The 14,113-nt window shown below is 70.9% G+C and carries 16 protein-coding genes; 3 read left to right on the top strand and 13 right to left on the bottom strand.

From position 1 onward, the window contains the following. Positions 1–22: 22 nt before the first annotated feature. Genes QNO21_RS11420 through QNO21_RS11405 form a run of 4 tightly spaced genes read right to left on the bottom strand, consistent with a single transcriptional unit; the run spans position 23 to position 5,136 of the window. Complete coding sequence (locus QNO21_RS11420) at positions 23–1,045, bottom strand: LacI family DNA-binding transcriptional regulator (protein WP_257518031.1); 1,023 nt, start codon at positions 1,043–1,045, stop codon at positions 23–25. After that, positions 1,042–2,973 (bottom strand): ABC transporter permease, encoded by a 1,932-nt coding sequence (locus QNO21_RS11415; protein WP_306813156.1) that lies wholly within the window; start codon positions 2,971–2,973, stop codon positions 1,042–1,044. Before QNO21_RS11415 ends, QNO21_RS11420 begins: the two co-directional genes overlap by 4 nt. Position 2,974: 1 nt before the next feature. Beyond that, on the bottom strand, positions 2,975–4,036 hold the full coding sequence (locus QNO21_RS11410; RefSeq protein ID WP_257518030.1) for an ABC transporter ATP-binding protein: 1,062 nt from the start codon (positions 4,034–4,036) through the stop codon (positions 2,975–2,977). Positions 4,037–4,056: 20 nt separating this feature from the next. Further along, complete coding sequence (locus tag QNO21_RS11405) at positions 4,057–5,136, bottom strand: extracellular solute-binding protein (protein WP_257518029.1); 1,080 nt, start codon at positions 5,134–5,136, stop codon at positions 4,057–4,059. Positions 5,137–5,414: 278 nt separating this feature from the next. Between QNO21_RS11405 and QNO21_RS11400 the strand changes: the two genes are divergently transcribed. The 3 genes from QNO21_RS11400 to QNO21_RS11390 all read left to right on the top strand — a co-directional run bounded on the left by QNO21_RS11400 (position 5,415) and on the right by QNO21_RS11390 (position 7,752). Continuing rightward, the gene (locus QNO21_RS11400) at positions 5,415–5,909 is read left to right on the top strand and encodes a metallophosphoesterase family protein (protein ID WP_257518028.1); all 495 of its coding nucleotides are present in this window, start codon (positions 5,415–5,417) and stop codon (positions 5,907–5,909) included. Between the two features lie 95 nt (positions 5,910–6,004). Continuing rightward, positions 6,005–7,147, top strand: coding sequence for a zinc-dependent alcohol dehydrogenase (locus QNO21_RS11395; RefSeq protein WP_257516038.1), 1,143 nt, complete (start codon positions 6,005–6,007; stop codon positions 7,145–7,147). Between the two features lie 23 nt (positions 7,148–7,170). Then, positions 7,171–7,752 carry a hypothetical protein gene (locus tag QNO21_RS11390; RefSeq protein ID WP_257518027.1) on the top strand — a complete coding sequence of 194 codons (582 nt, stop codon included), beginning with the start codon at positions 7,171–7,173 and terminating at the stop codon, positions 7,750–7,752. Here the strand turns inward: QNO21_RS11390 and QNO21_RS11385 are convergent. From QNO21_RS11385 to QNO21_RS11345, 9 genes are all read right to left on the bottom strand, one after another. Continuing rightward, positions 7,703–8,509, bottom strand: coding sequence for a cytochrome c oxidase assembly protein (locus QNO21_RS11385; RefSeq protein WP_257518026.1), 807 nt, complete (start codon positions 8,507–8,509; stop codon positions 7,703–7,705). The genes QNO21_RS11390 and QNO21_RS11385 overlap by 50 nt on opposite strands. 12 nt (positions 8,510–8,521) lie before the next feature. Beyond that, on the bottom strand, positions 8,522–9,004 hold the full coding sequence (locus tag QNO21_RS11380; RefSeq protein ID WP_257518025.1) for a DUF2243 domain-containing protein: 483 nt from the start codon (positions 9,002–9,004) through the stop codon (positions 8,522–8,524). Next, positions 9,001–9,138 (bottom strand): hypothetical protein, encoded by a 138-nt coding sequence (locus QNO21_RS11375; protein WP_257516042.1) that lies wholly within the window; start codon positions 9,136–9,138, stop codon positions 9,001–9,003. Before QNO21_RS11375 ends, QNO21_RS11380 begins: the two co-directional genes overlap by 4 nt. 112 nt (positions 9,139–9,250) lie before the next feature. Then, positions 9,251–9,829, bottom strand: coding sequence for a DUF2238 domain-containing protein (locus tag QNO21_RS11370; RefSeq protein WP_257518024.1), 579 nt, complete (start codon positions 9,827–9,829; stop codon positions 9,251–9,253). Next, positions 9,826–10,671, bottom strand: coding sequence for an endonuclease/exonuclease/phosphatase family protein (locus QNO21_RS11365; protein WP_257518023.1), 846 nt, complete (start codon positions 10,669–10,671; stop codon positions 9,826–9,828). Before QNO21_RS11365 ends, QNO21_RS11370 begins: the two co-directional genes overlap by 4 nt. Next, on the bottom strand, positions 10,668–11,468 hold the full coding sequence (locus QNO21_RS11360) for a glycosyltransferase family 2 protein (protein WP_257516045.1): 801 nt from the start codon (positions 11,466–11,468) through the stop codon (positions 10,668–10,670). The genes QNO21_RS11365 and QNO21_RS11360 overlap by 4 nt, the downstream gene beginning before the upstream one ends. A 179-nt stretch (positions 11,469–11,647) precedes the next feature. Further along, positions 11,648–12,310, bottom strand: a complete 663-nt coding sequence (locus tag QNO21_RS11355) for a hypothetical protein (RefSeq protein ID WP_257518022.1) — start codon at positions 12,308–12,310, stop codon at positions 11,648–11,650. Positions 12,311–12,394: 84 nt separating this feature from the next. Beyond that, entirely contained in the window at positions 12,395–13,411 is a 1,017-nt protein-coding gene (locus tag QNO21_RS11350; protein ID WP_257518021.1) for a sensor histidine kinase, read from the bottom strand. Then, positions 13,408–14,109: a response regulator transcription factor gene (locus QNO21_RS11345; protein WP_257518020.1), complete on the bottom strand. Its 702-nt coding sequence runs from the start codon at positions 14,107–14,109 to the stop codon at positions 13,408–13,410. The genes QNO21_RS11350 and QNO21_RS11345 overlap by 4 nt, the downstream gene beginning before the upstream one ends. Between the last annotated feature and the right edge of the window lie 4 nt (positions 14,110–14,113).

Here is a 14,113-nt window from a genome sequence, read left to right as displayed (position 1 = left end):
GCGCGACCCGGCGGCTGCGGGGTCAAGACGGCGCGGCCGCCGTCGACCCGGGGACGAGGGGACCGGCGTGGGAGCGACGGACCACGCCGTCGTCACCGGAGGCGAGAAGGTGCTGCATCGCCTCGACGGTCTCCCGCGCCACCTGCTCGACGGGTATGCGCACAGTGGTGAGGCCCAGCAGATCCGCGCCGGGAAGGATGCCGTCGCACCCGGTGACGCTGAGGTCGCGGGGAACGTCGAGGTCTGCCGCCCGCGCGGCGCGCAGCACCGCCAGCTGACGGTAGTCCGAGGGGCACAGCACGGCGGTGATCCGTCGGGAAGAGGCCAGCGCGACAACCGCGTCCACGCCGTCGTCCGGCGCGGCCGTCACGTGCACCGTCTCGACCTCGACGCCGATGGCCTCCAGCCGCTCACGCATGGCGCTGGCTCGCACATGCTCGGGGAAGGATGCCGCGGGGTCGGTCGCCAGCACCGCGACCCGGCGGTGCCCGAGGGAGTGGACGTGGTCGGCGAGCAGAGTGCCGTGGGCGTGCTCGTCGTAGGCGACCGAATGCACGCGGTCGCCGACGGCGTCGCGGCCTGCGCGGATGATCGGCACCTGGTCGGCGAAGGGGTCCAGCTGGCTGCTGGTCACGCCGCCGGTGGCGACGATGAGGCCGGCGACCCGCATACCCAGCAGCCGCTGCAGGGCGGTGACCTGCTTCGTGCCGCCGGTATCGGCGCCGATCGTCACGGTCACAAGGTCCAGCCCGCACCGATTCGCTTCGTCCTGCAGGCACGAGAACAGCAGGCCGTAGGCAGGGTTGCTGGCGTCGCGCAGCAGCAGCCCGACGGTGCCGGTGCGTCCGGCGGCGAGTTCTGCCGCCATGGTGTTCGGCACGTAGCCCAGGCGCTCGCAGATCTCGAGAATGCGCGCACGGGTCTCCTCGGCGAAGCGTCCCTCGCCCTTGAGCGCACGGGTCGCGGTGGCCCGCGAGACCCCCGCCGCCGCGGCGACGTCGCTGATCGTCACCCGCAGAGGCGGGCGGTCGGGCACGTCACTCACGCGCGCGCTCCCCGGCCTCCGGGGTCGCCGTCGCCGTCCACCGCACCGGCGGCGGCCGCGCGGGCAGTCGGAGCCGCTGCGGCCGACTGCGCCGCCCGGCGTCGCGCGGCCCGCCCGGGGCGGCGCGGCGATCCGGCGCTCGCCCCGCGGCCGTACACGAAGTACATGACGAGACCCATGATGATCATGAGCAGCACGGTGTAGACGAACGTGATCGGCATCGCGTCGAGGTTGTTCTCGCCACGCGTGCTCTCCTGGATCGCGACGCCGAGTGGCTTGTACAGCGGGTGGTAGAGGAAGATGGCCGCGTCGTAGTCGTCGAGCAGGCTGTTGAAGTTCAGCGCGGTGATCGCCGCCGCGGTGGGGAGCACCAGCGGGATGATCACGCGGCGGAACGCCGTCAGCGACTTCGCGCCGAGGATGCGGGAGGCATCCTCCAGCGAATCCGGCACCGACGCGAACGCGGCCTTCAGCAGGCGCAGCGTGAACGGGATCTTGATGACGATGTAGGCCACCAGCAGCAGCACCGGGGTGCCGGTGAGCACGGCGCCTGCGACCCAGCCGTTGGGGCGGTCGAAGGTCATGACGAGCCCGAGGGCGATGAGCACCGTCGGCAGGATCCACGGGATGTGCAGCACGTACTCGATGAGCGACGTGACCGGGTTGCGGTAGCGCTGCAGCACACGGGCGACGAACAGCAGCCCGACCACGACGATCACCGAGGCCACCGCGCTGTAGACGACGCTGACGATGAACGGCCGGATCGCTCCCGGCGTGGTGAACACCGTGATGTAGTTCTGCAGCGTGAAGCTGTCGAGGGTGATGCTGCCGGCGAGGATGCTTCTGGCATCGACGAAGGAGAACAGCACGATCAGCACGACCGGGATCAGGTAGATCAGCCACACGAGGTACGCCAGCACATGCACGACGGCGTTGGCGACCGGGTTGGGGATCGGCTGCTTCTGGATGGGTGTGGCGACCTTGGCCACAGAGAAGTAGACGCCCGACTTCTCGGCGCGGTTCATGATCGCCAGCAGCACGATCGTCGCGAGACCCAGCACGATCGCCAGGAGCGCCGCGATGTCGCGTGTCACCGGGCTGCGGGAGAGATCGACGATGAGGGGCGCGACGGTTTGGAAGTCCGGTCCGCCGAGCACGAGCGGCGCCGTCAGCGCACCCAGTCCGATGAGGAAGGTCAGCACGGTCACTGCGAAGAGCATCGGCCGCATGACCGGCAGCACGATGCGCCGAAGGATGCTCCACGTCGACGCGCCCATGAGCTTGGCGGCCTCGATCGAGGCGAAGTCGATCTTCGCCAGCGACGAAGACAAGAACAGCATGTGGTTCGTCGTCGTCGCGAAGGTCATCACGAACACGACGGCGAAGTAGCCCGAGAACCAGTCACGGTCCAGGTCCGGCCAGATGTTCAGCGCCAGGTTGGTGACGAACCCGAATCGGCCGTAGATGAAGTTGTAGCCGGCGGCCAGCACGATGCCGCCGTAGATGAGGGTCGTGGCGTACCCGAGCCACAGCAGCCGCGATCCGCGGACGCGGAAGTACTGTGTGACCAGCACGATGAACACGCCCACGATGTTGACCGTGATCGACAGCGTCACCGCCAGCAGAAAGCTGTTGCCGAGCGTGCGCATCGCCCGCTCGCTGCCGAGCAGCTTCTCCACCGCGCGCACACTGAACTGCCCCTCGGGGAAGAAGGTCGTCCCCAGCAGCGACAGGTTGGGAAGCACCAGGAACGCCGCGGCGAACCACAGCACGGCCACGCCGGTGACCCACACGAGGGGCGAGCGCACCATGGCGCGCGCCTGGCCGGAGCCGCGCCGGCCTCGCCGGCCGGCGCGAACCGGCGGCACCGGGGCAGCCGCGGCCGGAAGCTCGTCCGCCTCCGGCGGCGGGGGAGCGGTGAAGGCCATGTCAGGCTCCCGGGTACTGCAGGACCCAGCGCGGATCGATGCCGAGGGTGACCTGCGTCCCCGGCTCCCACCGCTTCGCAGCGGCGGAGCCGGGCACACTCACGCGCAGCTTCGCGTCGTCGACCGCGACGGTGTAGACGCTGTGGCTGCCGTGGTACGTGCGCCCTTCGACGGTGCCGTCCACGGGCAGGACGCCATCGGTGGCCCCCCACGCCGGAGCCCCCACCGCGACGGCGACCTTCTCGGGGCGCACGTAGCTCTCGGCGTTCTCGTCGAGAACGGGCAGATCGGATGCCGCGTCGCTCGCGGCAGCGCTTTCGCGCAGTCGCCGCAGCACGGCGGGGGTGAGGCGATTGCTCTCCCCGATGAACCGGCAGACGAACGAGGTGGCGCTGCGGTCGTAGATCTCCTCGGGGGTGCCGACCTGCTGCAGCTCACCGGCATCCAGCACCGCGATGCGGTCGCTGAGGGTCAGCGCCTCCTCCTGGTCGTGCGTGACGTAGACCGTCGTGACGCCGACCTCGCTCTGCAGCTGCTTCAGCTGCTCGCGCAGCTGCACCCGCAGCTTGGCGTCGAGGTTCGACAGCGGCTCGTCGAGCAGAAGGATCTTGGGGGTCAGCACCAGCGCGCGGGCGATGGCCACTCGCTGCTGCTGACCCCCCGACAGCTCCGAGACGTTCTTGTCCAGCTGCGCCGACGCCAGACCTGTGCGGTCGGCGATCTCGTCGACGAGTCGGCGCTGCTCAGCCTTGGGGGCCTTTCGCACCGCCAGCCCGAACGCGATGTTGTCGCGCACGTTCATGCTCGGGAACAGGGCGTAGTTCTGGAACACCATCCCCACGCCGCGCTTCTCGCTGGGCACGTTCGTGACGTCGCGATCGCCGATGACGATGCGTCCCGCCGTCGGCTGGATGAAGCCGGCGAGCGAGCGCAGCGCGGTGGTCTTGCCGCAGCCCGAGGGCCCCAGCAGGGTGAAGAACTCGCCCTCGCGGATTTCGAGGTTGAGCCCTCGCACGGCGCGGTGGTCGCCGAAGGAGACGTCGACGTCGTCGAAGCGGATCACTGCCTGTGCCTGTCGCCTTCTCAGCCGATGTACTCGAGGGTGACCTTCTCGACCCAGTCGCCGAGGTGCTCGCTGACGAGGCCGAAGTCGATCTCCTGGCGGGGGATTTCAGCCAGCTGGGCCACCACGTCGGGGTTGGCCTGCTCGACCGCGCCCTCGTTGACCGGCATCGCGTTGAACTCGGCGGCGAAGGCGCCCTGCACCTCGGCGCTGCCGAACCAGTCGATGAACTCCTGGGCGCGCGTCTCGTTGGCGGCGCCGTTGATGACGGCGATCTGCTCGGTCACGTAGGGCACGCCGTACTCGGGCACGACGAGGCCCGTGGCCGTGCCGTACTCCGCGTCACGGGCGGCGATGCCACTGGAGGGCAGCACGCCGAAGTCGACCTCGTCGCGGGTGATGCGGGCATAGAGGTCCGTGCCCTCGACGACGGGGGAGCCGTTGGCGTAGTACGACTCGACGATCTCCCAGCCTTCGTCGCTGACGCCCAGGTCGCCGTCCTCGTCGAGGTGGCGGGTGAGGATGCCGGCGAGCACGAGCTGCGGCGTCGCCTGCCCCAGCGCGGGGTTGACCTCGTACCGGCCCTGGTAGGCCTCGTCGGTTGCGAGCTCTTCGATGTCCTCGGGAGCGTCCGAGACGGCGTTCTCGTCGTAGACGGTGACGATGGCCTGCTGCACGAGCGGCCAGTATGCGCCGTCGGCGGGATCGCCGGCGTCGGCGGGCACCTCACCGCTCCAGCTCGGCTCGTAGGCGACGATGGCGTCTTCGGCCTTCAGCTGCTCGAAGAACATGTTGTTGAGACCGAACACCACGTCGCCGACGGGGTTGTTCTTCTCGGCGATGATGCGGTTGGTGAGATCGGCGCCGCCGAGGCCCACGATCTCGATGTCGAAGCCGGCCTCTTCGGCCTGCGCCTGGATCCACTCGCCGCGGCCATCGGAGTTGGAGTTGGTGTAGACGATGAGCGTCCCGTCCGACGAGCCGGTGTCGCCGGCGTCGGTCTCGGTGTCGGCGTCCCCGCCGGCGCACCCGCTGAGAGCGAGCACGGCGACAGCCGCCGCCCCGATGACCGCCAGGTGCCTCTTGCCTGATCCAAACATGCTGTGCCTCTCGCTCTTCATTGAGGTGGGTCCCACCAAGGGGAGACTACCCCAACCGTTTGTTCCGATCCAACAACCATGCGCCGTTTCCGTGGTTGCGGTCGCGCGTTCGCACTCACCCTACGCCTACCTGGTGAACGGCGCGCCAGCACGCGGTGAACACCTGTGCGCGATCGCGCGGCTTTGCGCCGCTGTCAAGCCCGCGATCGCGGTCCGCGACGTCGGCGAGGGTGGAGTGCGACGAAGGAGGGTGAGATGACCGACGAACGTCCCCGCCCGTGAGCACCCGGCTGCTGCTCGTGTCCGACACCCACATCCCCGGGAGGGCGCGACGACTCCCCGACGCGGTGCTGCGTGCTGCGGATGCCGCGGACCTCGTGATCCATGCGGGTGACTGGGTCGCGGCATCCGTCGTCGACGAGCTCGAGCGGCACGCTCCCGTGCTCGGTGTGTGGGGCAACAACGACGGCGCCGACCTGCGTGAGCGGCTGCCCGAGATCGCGCGCCGCGACATCGAGGGCGTGCGGGTGGCAGTGATCCACGAGACCGGTGACGCCCGCCGCCGCGAGGCGCGAATGGATGCCGCCTTCGCCGACACCGACCTGCTGGTGTTCGGTCACAGCCACATTCCGTGGGACACGACGACCCCCGGCGGGCTGCGGCTGCTGAACCCCGGATCGCCGACGGACCGCAGGCGACAGCCGCATCACACGATGATGACCGCCGAGATCGACGCAGGACGGCTGCACGAGGTGCGGTTGATCACGCTCTGACGGTCGCCCCTGTGCCATGCCCGCGCGGGCTTGGCAACCCCCACGTGTCGGGGCCGGTGGCCGCGCAACACTGAACCACCGACAAGGAGGCGTGAATGAAAGCGATGACCTACCGCGGGCCTTACAAGCTCCGCGTGGAAGAGAAGCCCGACCCGAAGATCCAGCACCCCAACGACGCGATCGTGCGGGTGGAGCTGGCCGCCATCTGCGGATCGGACCTTCACCTGTACCACGGCATGCTCCCGGACACCCGGGTGGGCCACACGTTCGGACACGAGTTCATCGGCCGGGTGGAGCAGGTGGGCTCCTCGGTGCAGCACCTGAAGGTCGGCGACCGCGTCATGGTGCCCTTCAACATCTACTGCGGCAGCTGCTTCTTCTGCGCACGCGGCCTCTTCTCCAACTGCCACAACGTCAACGCCAACGCCACCGCCGTGGGCGGCATCTACGGCTACTCGCACACGGCCGGCGGATACGACGGCGGTCAGGCCGAGCTCGTGCGCGTGCCCTTCGCCGACGTCGGGCCGGCCGTGATCCCCGACGGCGTCGACCCCGAAGACGCCCTGCTGCTGACCGATGCGTTCTCGACGGGCTACTTCGGCGCGCAGCTGGCCGACATCGTCGAGGGCGACACCGCGGTGGTGTTCGGCGCCGGTCCCATCGGGCTGGCCGCCGCCCGCTCGTGCTGGCTGATGGGCGCCGGCCGCGTCATCGTCGTGGACTACCTGGACTATCGCCTGCGCAAGGCCGAGGAATTCGCCTACGCCGAGACGATCAACTTCGGCCAGGTGAACGACATCGTGCTGGAGCTGAAGAAGCAGACCGGCGGACTCGGCGCCGACGTCGTGGTCGAGGCGGTGGGTGCAGAAGCCGACGGGCACATCATGCAGCACGTCACCTCCGCCAAGCTCAAGCTGCAGGGCGGCTCCCCGGTGGCGCTGAACTGGGCGATCGACTCGGTGCGCAAGGGCGGCACGATCTCGGTGATGGGCGCCTACGGGCCGCTGTTCAGTGCCGTCAAGTTCGGCGACGCCATGAACAAGGGCGTCACGATGCGCATGAACCAGGCCCCGGTCAAGCGGCAGTGGCCGCGGCTGCTCGAGCACATCGCCGCCGGGCACATCAAGCCCAGCGAGATGATCACCCACCGCATCCCGCTCGAGCACATCGCCGAGGGGTACCACATCTTCTCGTCGAAGCTCGACGACATCATCAAGCCCGTCATCACGGTGGCCTGAGCGCCGTTTCGAAGGAGACCGACATGCCTTACACCGCAGACAAGCCCGGTTCCACCCCCGATCCCGAGGCGCTGCGCGCCCGCATCCCCGGCTGGGGCGCCGACCTCGACCCGTCAGACCGCCCCGCGTTCCCCCGGGAGCAGCCCGGCATCGAGACCGGCGCGCATTGGGAGCTGCCCGCGCAGCAGTCCGGCGCGTCCGGCCGCGAACGGTCGATCGAGCACGAGCGCATCACGCCCGTCTTCGGCACCGCGCAGCCGCTGCACGGGATCTCCGGACGCATCCGCCGCTTCGCGTACGAGCGCTTCAGCGAGGGTCAGACCGCGCACTGGCTGCTGCTCGTGGCGGGCGACAGGGTGGACGCCGTCACGGCCCACGTCACCTCGCTCTTCAGCAAGCGTCCCGATGACCCGATCACCGAATCCGGCGTGGCCGGCGAGATCGCCCACCGCCCGATCGCGTCGCGCGTCGGACGAGGACGCATCGACCTCAAGCACGCCTGGATGGACCCGATCCTCGTGATCGGACCGTGGGTGGTGGCATCCGTCCTCGCGATCAAGCTCGTTCGAGCCGTGTTCCTGCCGGCCTCGAAGCGCGGGAAGTGACACCGGCCGCCCGGTACCACTGCGCGCAGAAGATCACGATGGTGATCGCTTCGACCCACGCGCCGGTGTAATACATCAGCTGCGCCCCCGCCCGCACGTCGAGCACGTCAAGACCTGCGGGCGGGTTGGCGTAGAGGAACTTCGCGAGGATGCCGTGCGAGGCCATCGTCGCCACGAGCACGATCGCCGTCAGCACGCGCCCCGGCGGGTGTGGGCGGGGGTCGAGCCCGATCACGGCGGCGAGGAAGAGGTACCCGGCCGCGACGAGATGCGCATGCACCAGCACGTGCACGAGCGGCTGCGTGCGCATCGCCTCGAAGACGGGCGTCAGGTAGATGAGCCAGAGGCCGCCGGCGCTGAGCACGGCGGCGGTGATCGGATGGGCCACGAACCGTGCCGGGGCGCTGCGCAGCAGCCGGCTGAGCCGTCGGGCGGGGGTGACGTCGAGGGTCCGCAGCGCGAGGGTGACGGGGGCGCCCAGCACCATGAGGAGCGGGGCGACCATGCCCCCGAGCAGGTGCGCCCACATGTGGCCGGTGAAGCTCTCGTGGGCGGCCGCGGCCAGCGGACCCGCCGCAGCGACGGCACCGGCCGCGATACCCGCGCACCACAGCACCGTGCGCGACAGCGGCCATTCCCGGCCGCGCCGACGCGAGCCGGCGACGCCGCCGAGGTAGCAGGCCACCGCCACGACGGCGACGAACAGCACGAGCGCATCCAGCGACGCGCCGCCGCTGTGGGCGTGAGTGGCATCCATCTGCAGGGCCCGCTATCGCGCGGGGGACTCGGCCCGCACGGGGGCCGCGCTGCGGGTGAGGTAGACCAGCACGGCTCCGGCGACGATCATCGCTGCGGCCGTGAGGTTCCAGACCAGGTCGTAGACGAAGACGTCTTCGACGTAGCGGATCTGGTGGATGCCGAACACCTTGTGGTGCACCGTGCCGTCGTACAGCTGGAACACTCCCGCGCCGAGCAGAACCCCGCCGCTCCATCGCTGCCAGTTCAGGGCCTCGTGCCGACGGAGGTCTGCCAGCAGGAACAGGCCCGCGATGGTGGCGAACCAGCTGACGGCATGGAAGACACCGTCCGACACCAGGCCGATCGCCGGCGTGGACAGGTCGTAGAAGTGGTGCCAGTGCAGCAGCTGGTGGAAGACGGCCTCATCGATGAACGCGATGAGGCCGACCCCGAACAGCACGCCGGACCAGAGGTTCTGCGCGGGGCGCGTGCCCCGCAGCGGTGCGGCGCTCATCCTCCCGACGGGTTGTCGACCGGACGATCGTCGTCGTCGGTGGTGTCGGGCTGCTCGGGCGCGCCGCCCGAGGCGGTGTCGGCCTCGAGGTCGCCGTCGGGCGTTCCCTGCGTGTTCTGCTTGTCGTCGGTCATGATGCCTCCGTCTGCGAGATGCGTCCTGCCAGTAGACCACCGCCGATCACCGCAAGGCCCGGGCCTTGCGCGCCGCGGGGGGATGTGTCAGGGCGGCGGTGGCCCCACCTGGTCAGGCGTCGGAGCGGTCGAGACGCACGAAGGCCAGCACGATGCCGGCGACGAGGGAGCCGAGCCCGCCGACGGCCATGTCGCCGATGGTGTCGGGATAGGTCACGAAGATCTCGTCGGTGATGAACGCGTAGCCGACCCACTCGATCATCTCCCAGACGGCGCTCGCCGCCAGTCCCAGCACGGTGACCAGCACGATCGCCGTGCGTCGCGCAAACCCCTCGGTGCGGGGGTCGGGGGTGATCGAGAACCGGACGAGCACCAGGTACGCCATCGCCGCGAGCACCGCCGTGCACGAGAAGTGCAGGATGAGGTCCCAGTTGTCGACGGTGCGGTAGAAGTCCAGCACGTTGCTCCACGCCGCGGCCAGCACGATCACCTGGTAGACGATGTCGAACGACGAGCGGACGCCGACGAAGCGGGGGACCAGCAGCGCCGGCAGGGCGAGCGCCAGGATGCCTGCGTCGGTCGCGGTGCTCCAGATCGACGCCGCGATGACGCTGAGCAGTCCGACGAGTCGCAGCGTGTCGGCGATGACCTCGCTCACCGTCTGCGGGCGCCGGAGGAAGTTCTCGATCATGGGCTGTTCTCCGATCGCGGCATCCGCAGGACGGCTTGGACGGGGAAGTGGTCCGACGCCCAGCCACCGTCGACCGGGTCGGCGTTGACGGCGGCGGTGACGACGGCGGCGGAGGGCGAGACCGCGATCCAGTCGATGCGGTCACCGGCGGTGCGGGGCCGTCGGTAGCCGCCGTAGGTGCCCCATTCCGGGGTGAGATGCTCGGCCGCCGCCGTCCACGCGTCGACGAGCGTATCGCCGGCGAGGAGGTTTCCGACGGCGGGGGAGGACGGCCCCGCGTTGAGGTCGCCCATCACGACGGCCGGCCGTGGCTGCCCGGCGACGAGGCGACGGATGTACTGGGCCCCGCGCAGCCGGGCGCGCGAGGAGAGCACGTCGAGGTGGGTGTTCACCACCAGAAACTCGGCGGAGGTGGCGCGGTCGCGGAAATCGGCCTGCACGAGGATGCGAGGAATGACGTTGCCCCAGGTGGTCGAGCCGGGCTGCTCGGGGCGGTCCGACAGCGCGCTCTGCCTCCAGTCGAGCAGCTCGAGCCGCTCGGCGTCGTAGAACAGTGGACAGGCCTCGCCTTCGCGGCGGGGGTGGCGCCCGTGGCCGACGAAGCGGTGAGTCGGGCCGAGGGCGGCGGCGATCGCGGCGGCCTGGTCGGGCAGCGCTTCCTGCACGCCGAGAACCGTCGGCCGCTCCGCGCGCAGCACGCCGCGAAGCCGCGGCGCCCGCCGCGCCCAACGGTCGGCGGGTCGGGTGAGCAGAGCCGGCATCCGCCGCCGGATGTTGAACGTCATGACGTGCAGGTCGGGGGCGGCCACGGGGCCGATGAGAGGCCGCAAGGGGTCGGTCATCGCCCGACGCGGCTTCGCGCGTCGGGCACGTCGCGGCGGTGCAGGGCCCGTTGCATCCACAGCTTCTGCCAGCGCACCGGCGGGAAATCCTCGGGCCAGTGCGCGACGACGGTGTGGTAGCCGCGCCAGACGCGCCGTCGAAAGCCCACACGGTCGCCGAACGGGCGCATCGAGATGCCCATCGCCGCGTTGCGCAGATAGCGGATGCGGTGGCGCAGCCCCAGATGGAATGCCAGGTCGAGGTCGTCGTGCACCTCGGGGTCGTGGCGGTGCACCTCGTCGTGCACGTCTCGCCAGGCCGACCTGCGCATGGCGAGGTTGGACCCGAACAGCGGCAGATGGCCGAGCGCCGAGAAGGTGACGGCGGCGTAGGCGCCGAGGTAGAGGGCGGCCAGCGGTCGCCGCAGGCGCCGCGGTCCGTCGACGAAGCGGGCGCCGCCGGTGAAGGCCGCGACGTCGGGATGCCGCTCCAGCGCCTCTGACATCGTCTGCACCCACGTGTGCGCGGGCAGGCTGTCGGCATCGAGGCGCAGGATGATGTCGCCGCGCGCGGCGTCGTACCCGCAAGAGCTGGCAGCAGGGATGCCGGGCTCGTCGCAGCGCACCACGCGCGCCCCCGCGGCGCGGGCGACCTCGGCCGAGGAATCGGTGGAGCCGTTGTCGACCACGACGATCTCGTCGGGCAGGCGTGTCTGCAGGGCCAGGGCGCGCAGGCACCGGCGCAGCTCGGTGTCGTCGTCCTTCACCGGGATCACCACCGAGACGGCGGTCCTCGTCCCGGTCTCTGCGGCGGTCACGTCATCCTCTCGGTGGCACGTTCTGCCACGGTACCCACCGGGTGGCCTCGTCCCGGGTCGTTGACGCGGCGCGTCTGCTCAGGTAAGCCCGCGCAACGGCCGGGCGACGGCCTCGCTCCGCCGGCGAGACGCGAACGGCCACGCCCGGGTGAGGGGGCGTGGCCGTTGTGGCGGATGGGTCAGAAGCGGAACGTGCTGCTCTGGGTGGCGTCGTCTCCCGACTGCTCGTCGGAGTGACGGTCCCCGGGGCCGCGGCGCTCGGGACGGGTGTCGTCGCCGCGGGAGTCGTCTTCGGACTCGGTGTCGGGCGTCACCTCGGCTCCGCCGTCCTCGGGAGCGACGTCGGACTCGCTGTCCTGGGGCGCGCTGGGGCGGTCCATGTCCCGGTTCATGTCCTGGTCCATGCCGCCGAGGGGCCCGCCGCGGCCGAAACGACCGGAGTCGTCGTGGTCGTCGTCGTCATCCCAGCGCATGTCGTCGTGGTGCCACAGCTCGCTGTCGCCCGCGTTGCCCGCGAGCGTCGGTTCGACGGCGTTCGAGACGCCCCAGCCGGCACCGAACCCGATGCCCAGCAGCACGACACCGGCGGCGACGCCGCCGGTCACCTTCACCCAGGTGCGCTGGGCGAACGGCTTCTCGTTGGCGGCGGCCTTGGCGGCGGCCTTGGACGCCTTCGCGTCGGCCTTCGCGTCGGCGGCAGCGGCCTGCGCGTCGGCCTGCGGCGCCGCGGGCTGCTCGGGCATGGGTGGGCGCGGCGGCAGCGGCGTCGCCGCGGCGGTCGGCGTGCTGTCGGGGGTCGGGGTGGTTTCCTCGTTCTCGTTGGGGGTGGTGTTCTCAGGCATGCCCACACTCTCGCGCGCGCGTTCAAAGACAAGACCAAGAGTCGCCCTGTCCGGGCGAGTCCATAGGTTCGTCAGTGCCAGCCCTCAGCCCACGGGGCCACCGCCGGCCGAGCTGCGTGCAGGGAGGGCGAGCAGAAAGGTCGTGCCCGCCGGGGAGGTGCTCTCGACGTGCACCCCGCCGCCGAACCGTGTCGCGATGTCGCGGACGAGCGCGAGCCCGAGTCCGAATCCGCGTCGTTCGCCGGGTGCAGCAGAGCGGGCGAAGCGCTCGAACAGCCGGTCGGTGTCGATGCCGGAGATCCCGGTCCCCTGATCCGCCACGCGGATCTCGACGCGCCGGCCCGCCGCACGCGCCGTCACCTGCACCGCGCCGCCGTGTGGGGAGTGCCGCACCGCGTTGTCGAGCAGCGCGATGAGCGCGCGGGTCAGGGCGGCACCCTCCGCGCCGACCTCGAGCGTCGCGGGGACATCGACGTAGATCGTCACCCCTGCCTCGGTCGCCTGAGGGGCGACGACCGATGCCGCGTCGTGCGCGGCCGCTGCCACCGATGCGACCGCGCGGCGGTCGTCATCGCGCGCGCCGGCCGCCTCGGCGGTTTCGAGCAGATCGGTGAGCGCCGCATTCATCACCTCGGCGTCCCGGCGCAGATCGGCGAGCACCGCCGAGACGTCGCCGCCGCGTTCGGCGCGGTGCTGTGCGAGCTGGATGCGGCTGGTCAGCGTGGTCAGCGGGGTGCGCAGCTCATGGCTCGCGTCGGCCACGAACGCCCGCTGCACGCGGAGCGCCTCGGCCAGGGGCAGGGCCGCGCGCTGGGCGGCGTACCAGGCGATGACGGCGAGGGCGACGACGCCGAGCACCCCGAGCACGATGGCGACCGGCGCCACCTCGTCGAGGTCGATGACGCGCGCCCCCGGTCCGCCGCCCTCGCGGGGCGGCCGGCGGTCGGGGCGCGAAGCGGCGATCATCACCGCGACGGTCGCCACCGTGATGATCGCGACGACGGCCGCCGAGGCCAGCCCCACCCACAGGCCCGCCCGCAGCGCGGCCTGGTTCACCCGGCGGCGGTCGGCGGCGGTCGCGGCCTCCCTCCGCCTGCTCATCGGGGGGCTCCCGCACGGTAGCCGCGGGCGCGGACGGTCTCGATGATCTCGGCGGTGGATTTGCGGCGGATGTAGTGCACGTACGTGTCGACGGTGGCAGCGGAACCGCCGGGGAAGACGGCGTCGACGATCTCCTCGCGGGTGAAGACATGCTCGGGGCTGGAGGTGAGCAGCTCCAGCAGCGCCGTCTCGGCCTGGGTGAGGGCGACCCGCCCCGTGGCGGGGGAGTACAGTGCCTGGGCTCCCGGCGTGAAGACCCAGTCGCCCAGCTCCCGGCGGTCGGCCGGCCCGCGTCCGCGGCGGACGGCCCGCAGGCGCGCGCGCAGCTCGGCGAAGTCGAACGGCTTCACGAGGTAGTCGTCCGCCCCGGCATCCAGCCCGCTCACGCGGTCGTCGACGGCGCCGAGCGCGGTGAGCATGATCACGGGGGTGGCGATACGGGCGGTGCGCACCGCGTGCAGCAGGTCCACGCCCGACATGCCGGGGAGGCGTCGGTCGATGATCATCACGTCGTAGCGTCGCCCGAGGGCGAGGCTGCGCCCTTGCTCACCGGTGGCGGCGTGGTCGATGTCGTACTCGTCGGAGAGCACCTCGATCACCATCGCCGCCGTCTCGGGTTCGTCCTCGACGTAGAGCAGGCGCGGCTTCGCGGCGCGCGGGTCGGATGCCGGTGCGTCGGCCGCTTCGCCCGCCCTCATTCCC

This window comes from Microbacterium sp. zg-Y818, from assembly GCF_030246905.1.
In the GTDB taxonomy this organism is placed as follows: Bacteria; Actinomycetota; Actinomycetes; order Actinomycetales; family Microbacteriaceae; genus Microbacterium.
The sequence above is the reverse complement of the archived record's forward strand: the minus strand, read 5'-3'. Positions and strand labels throughout refer to the sequence as shown.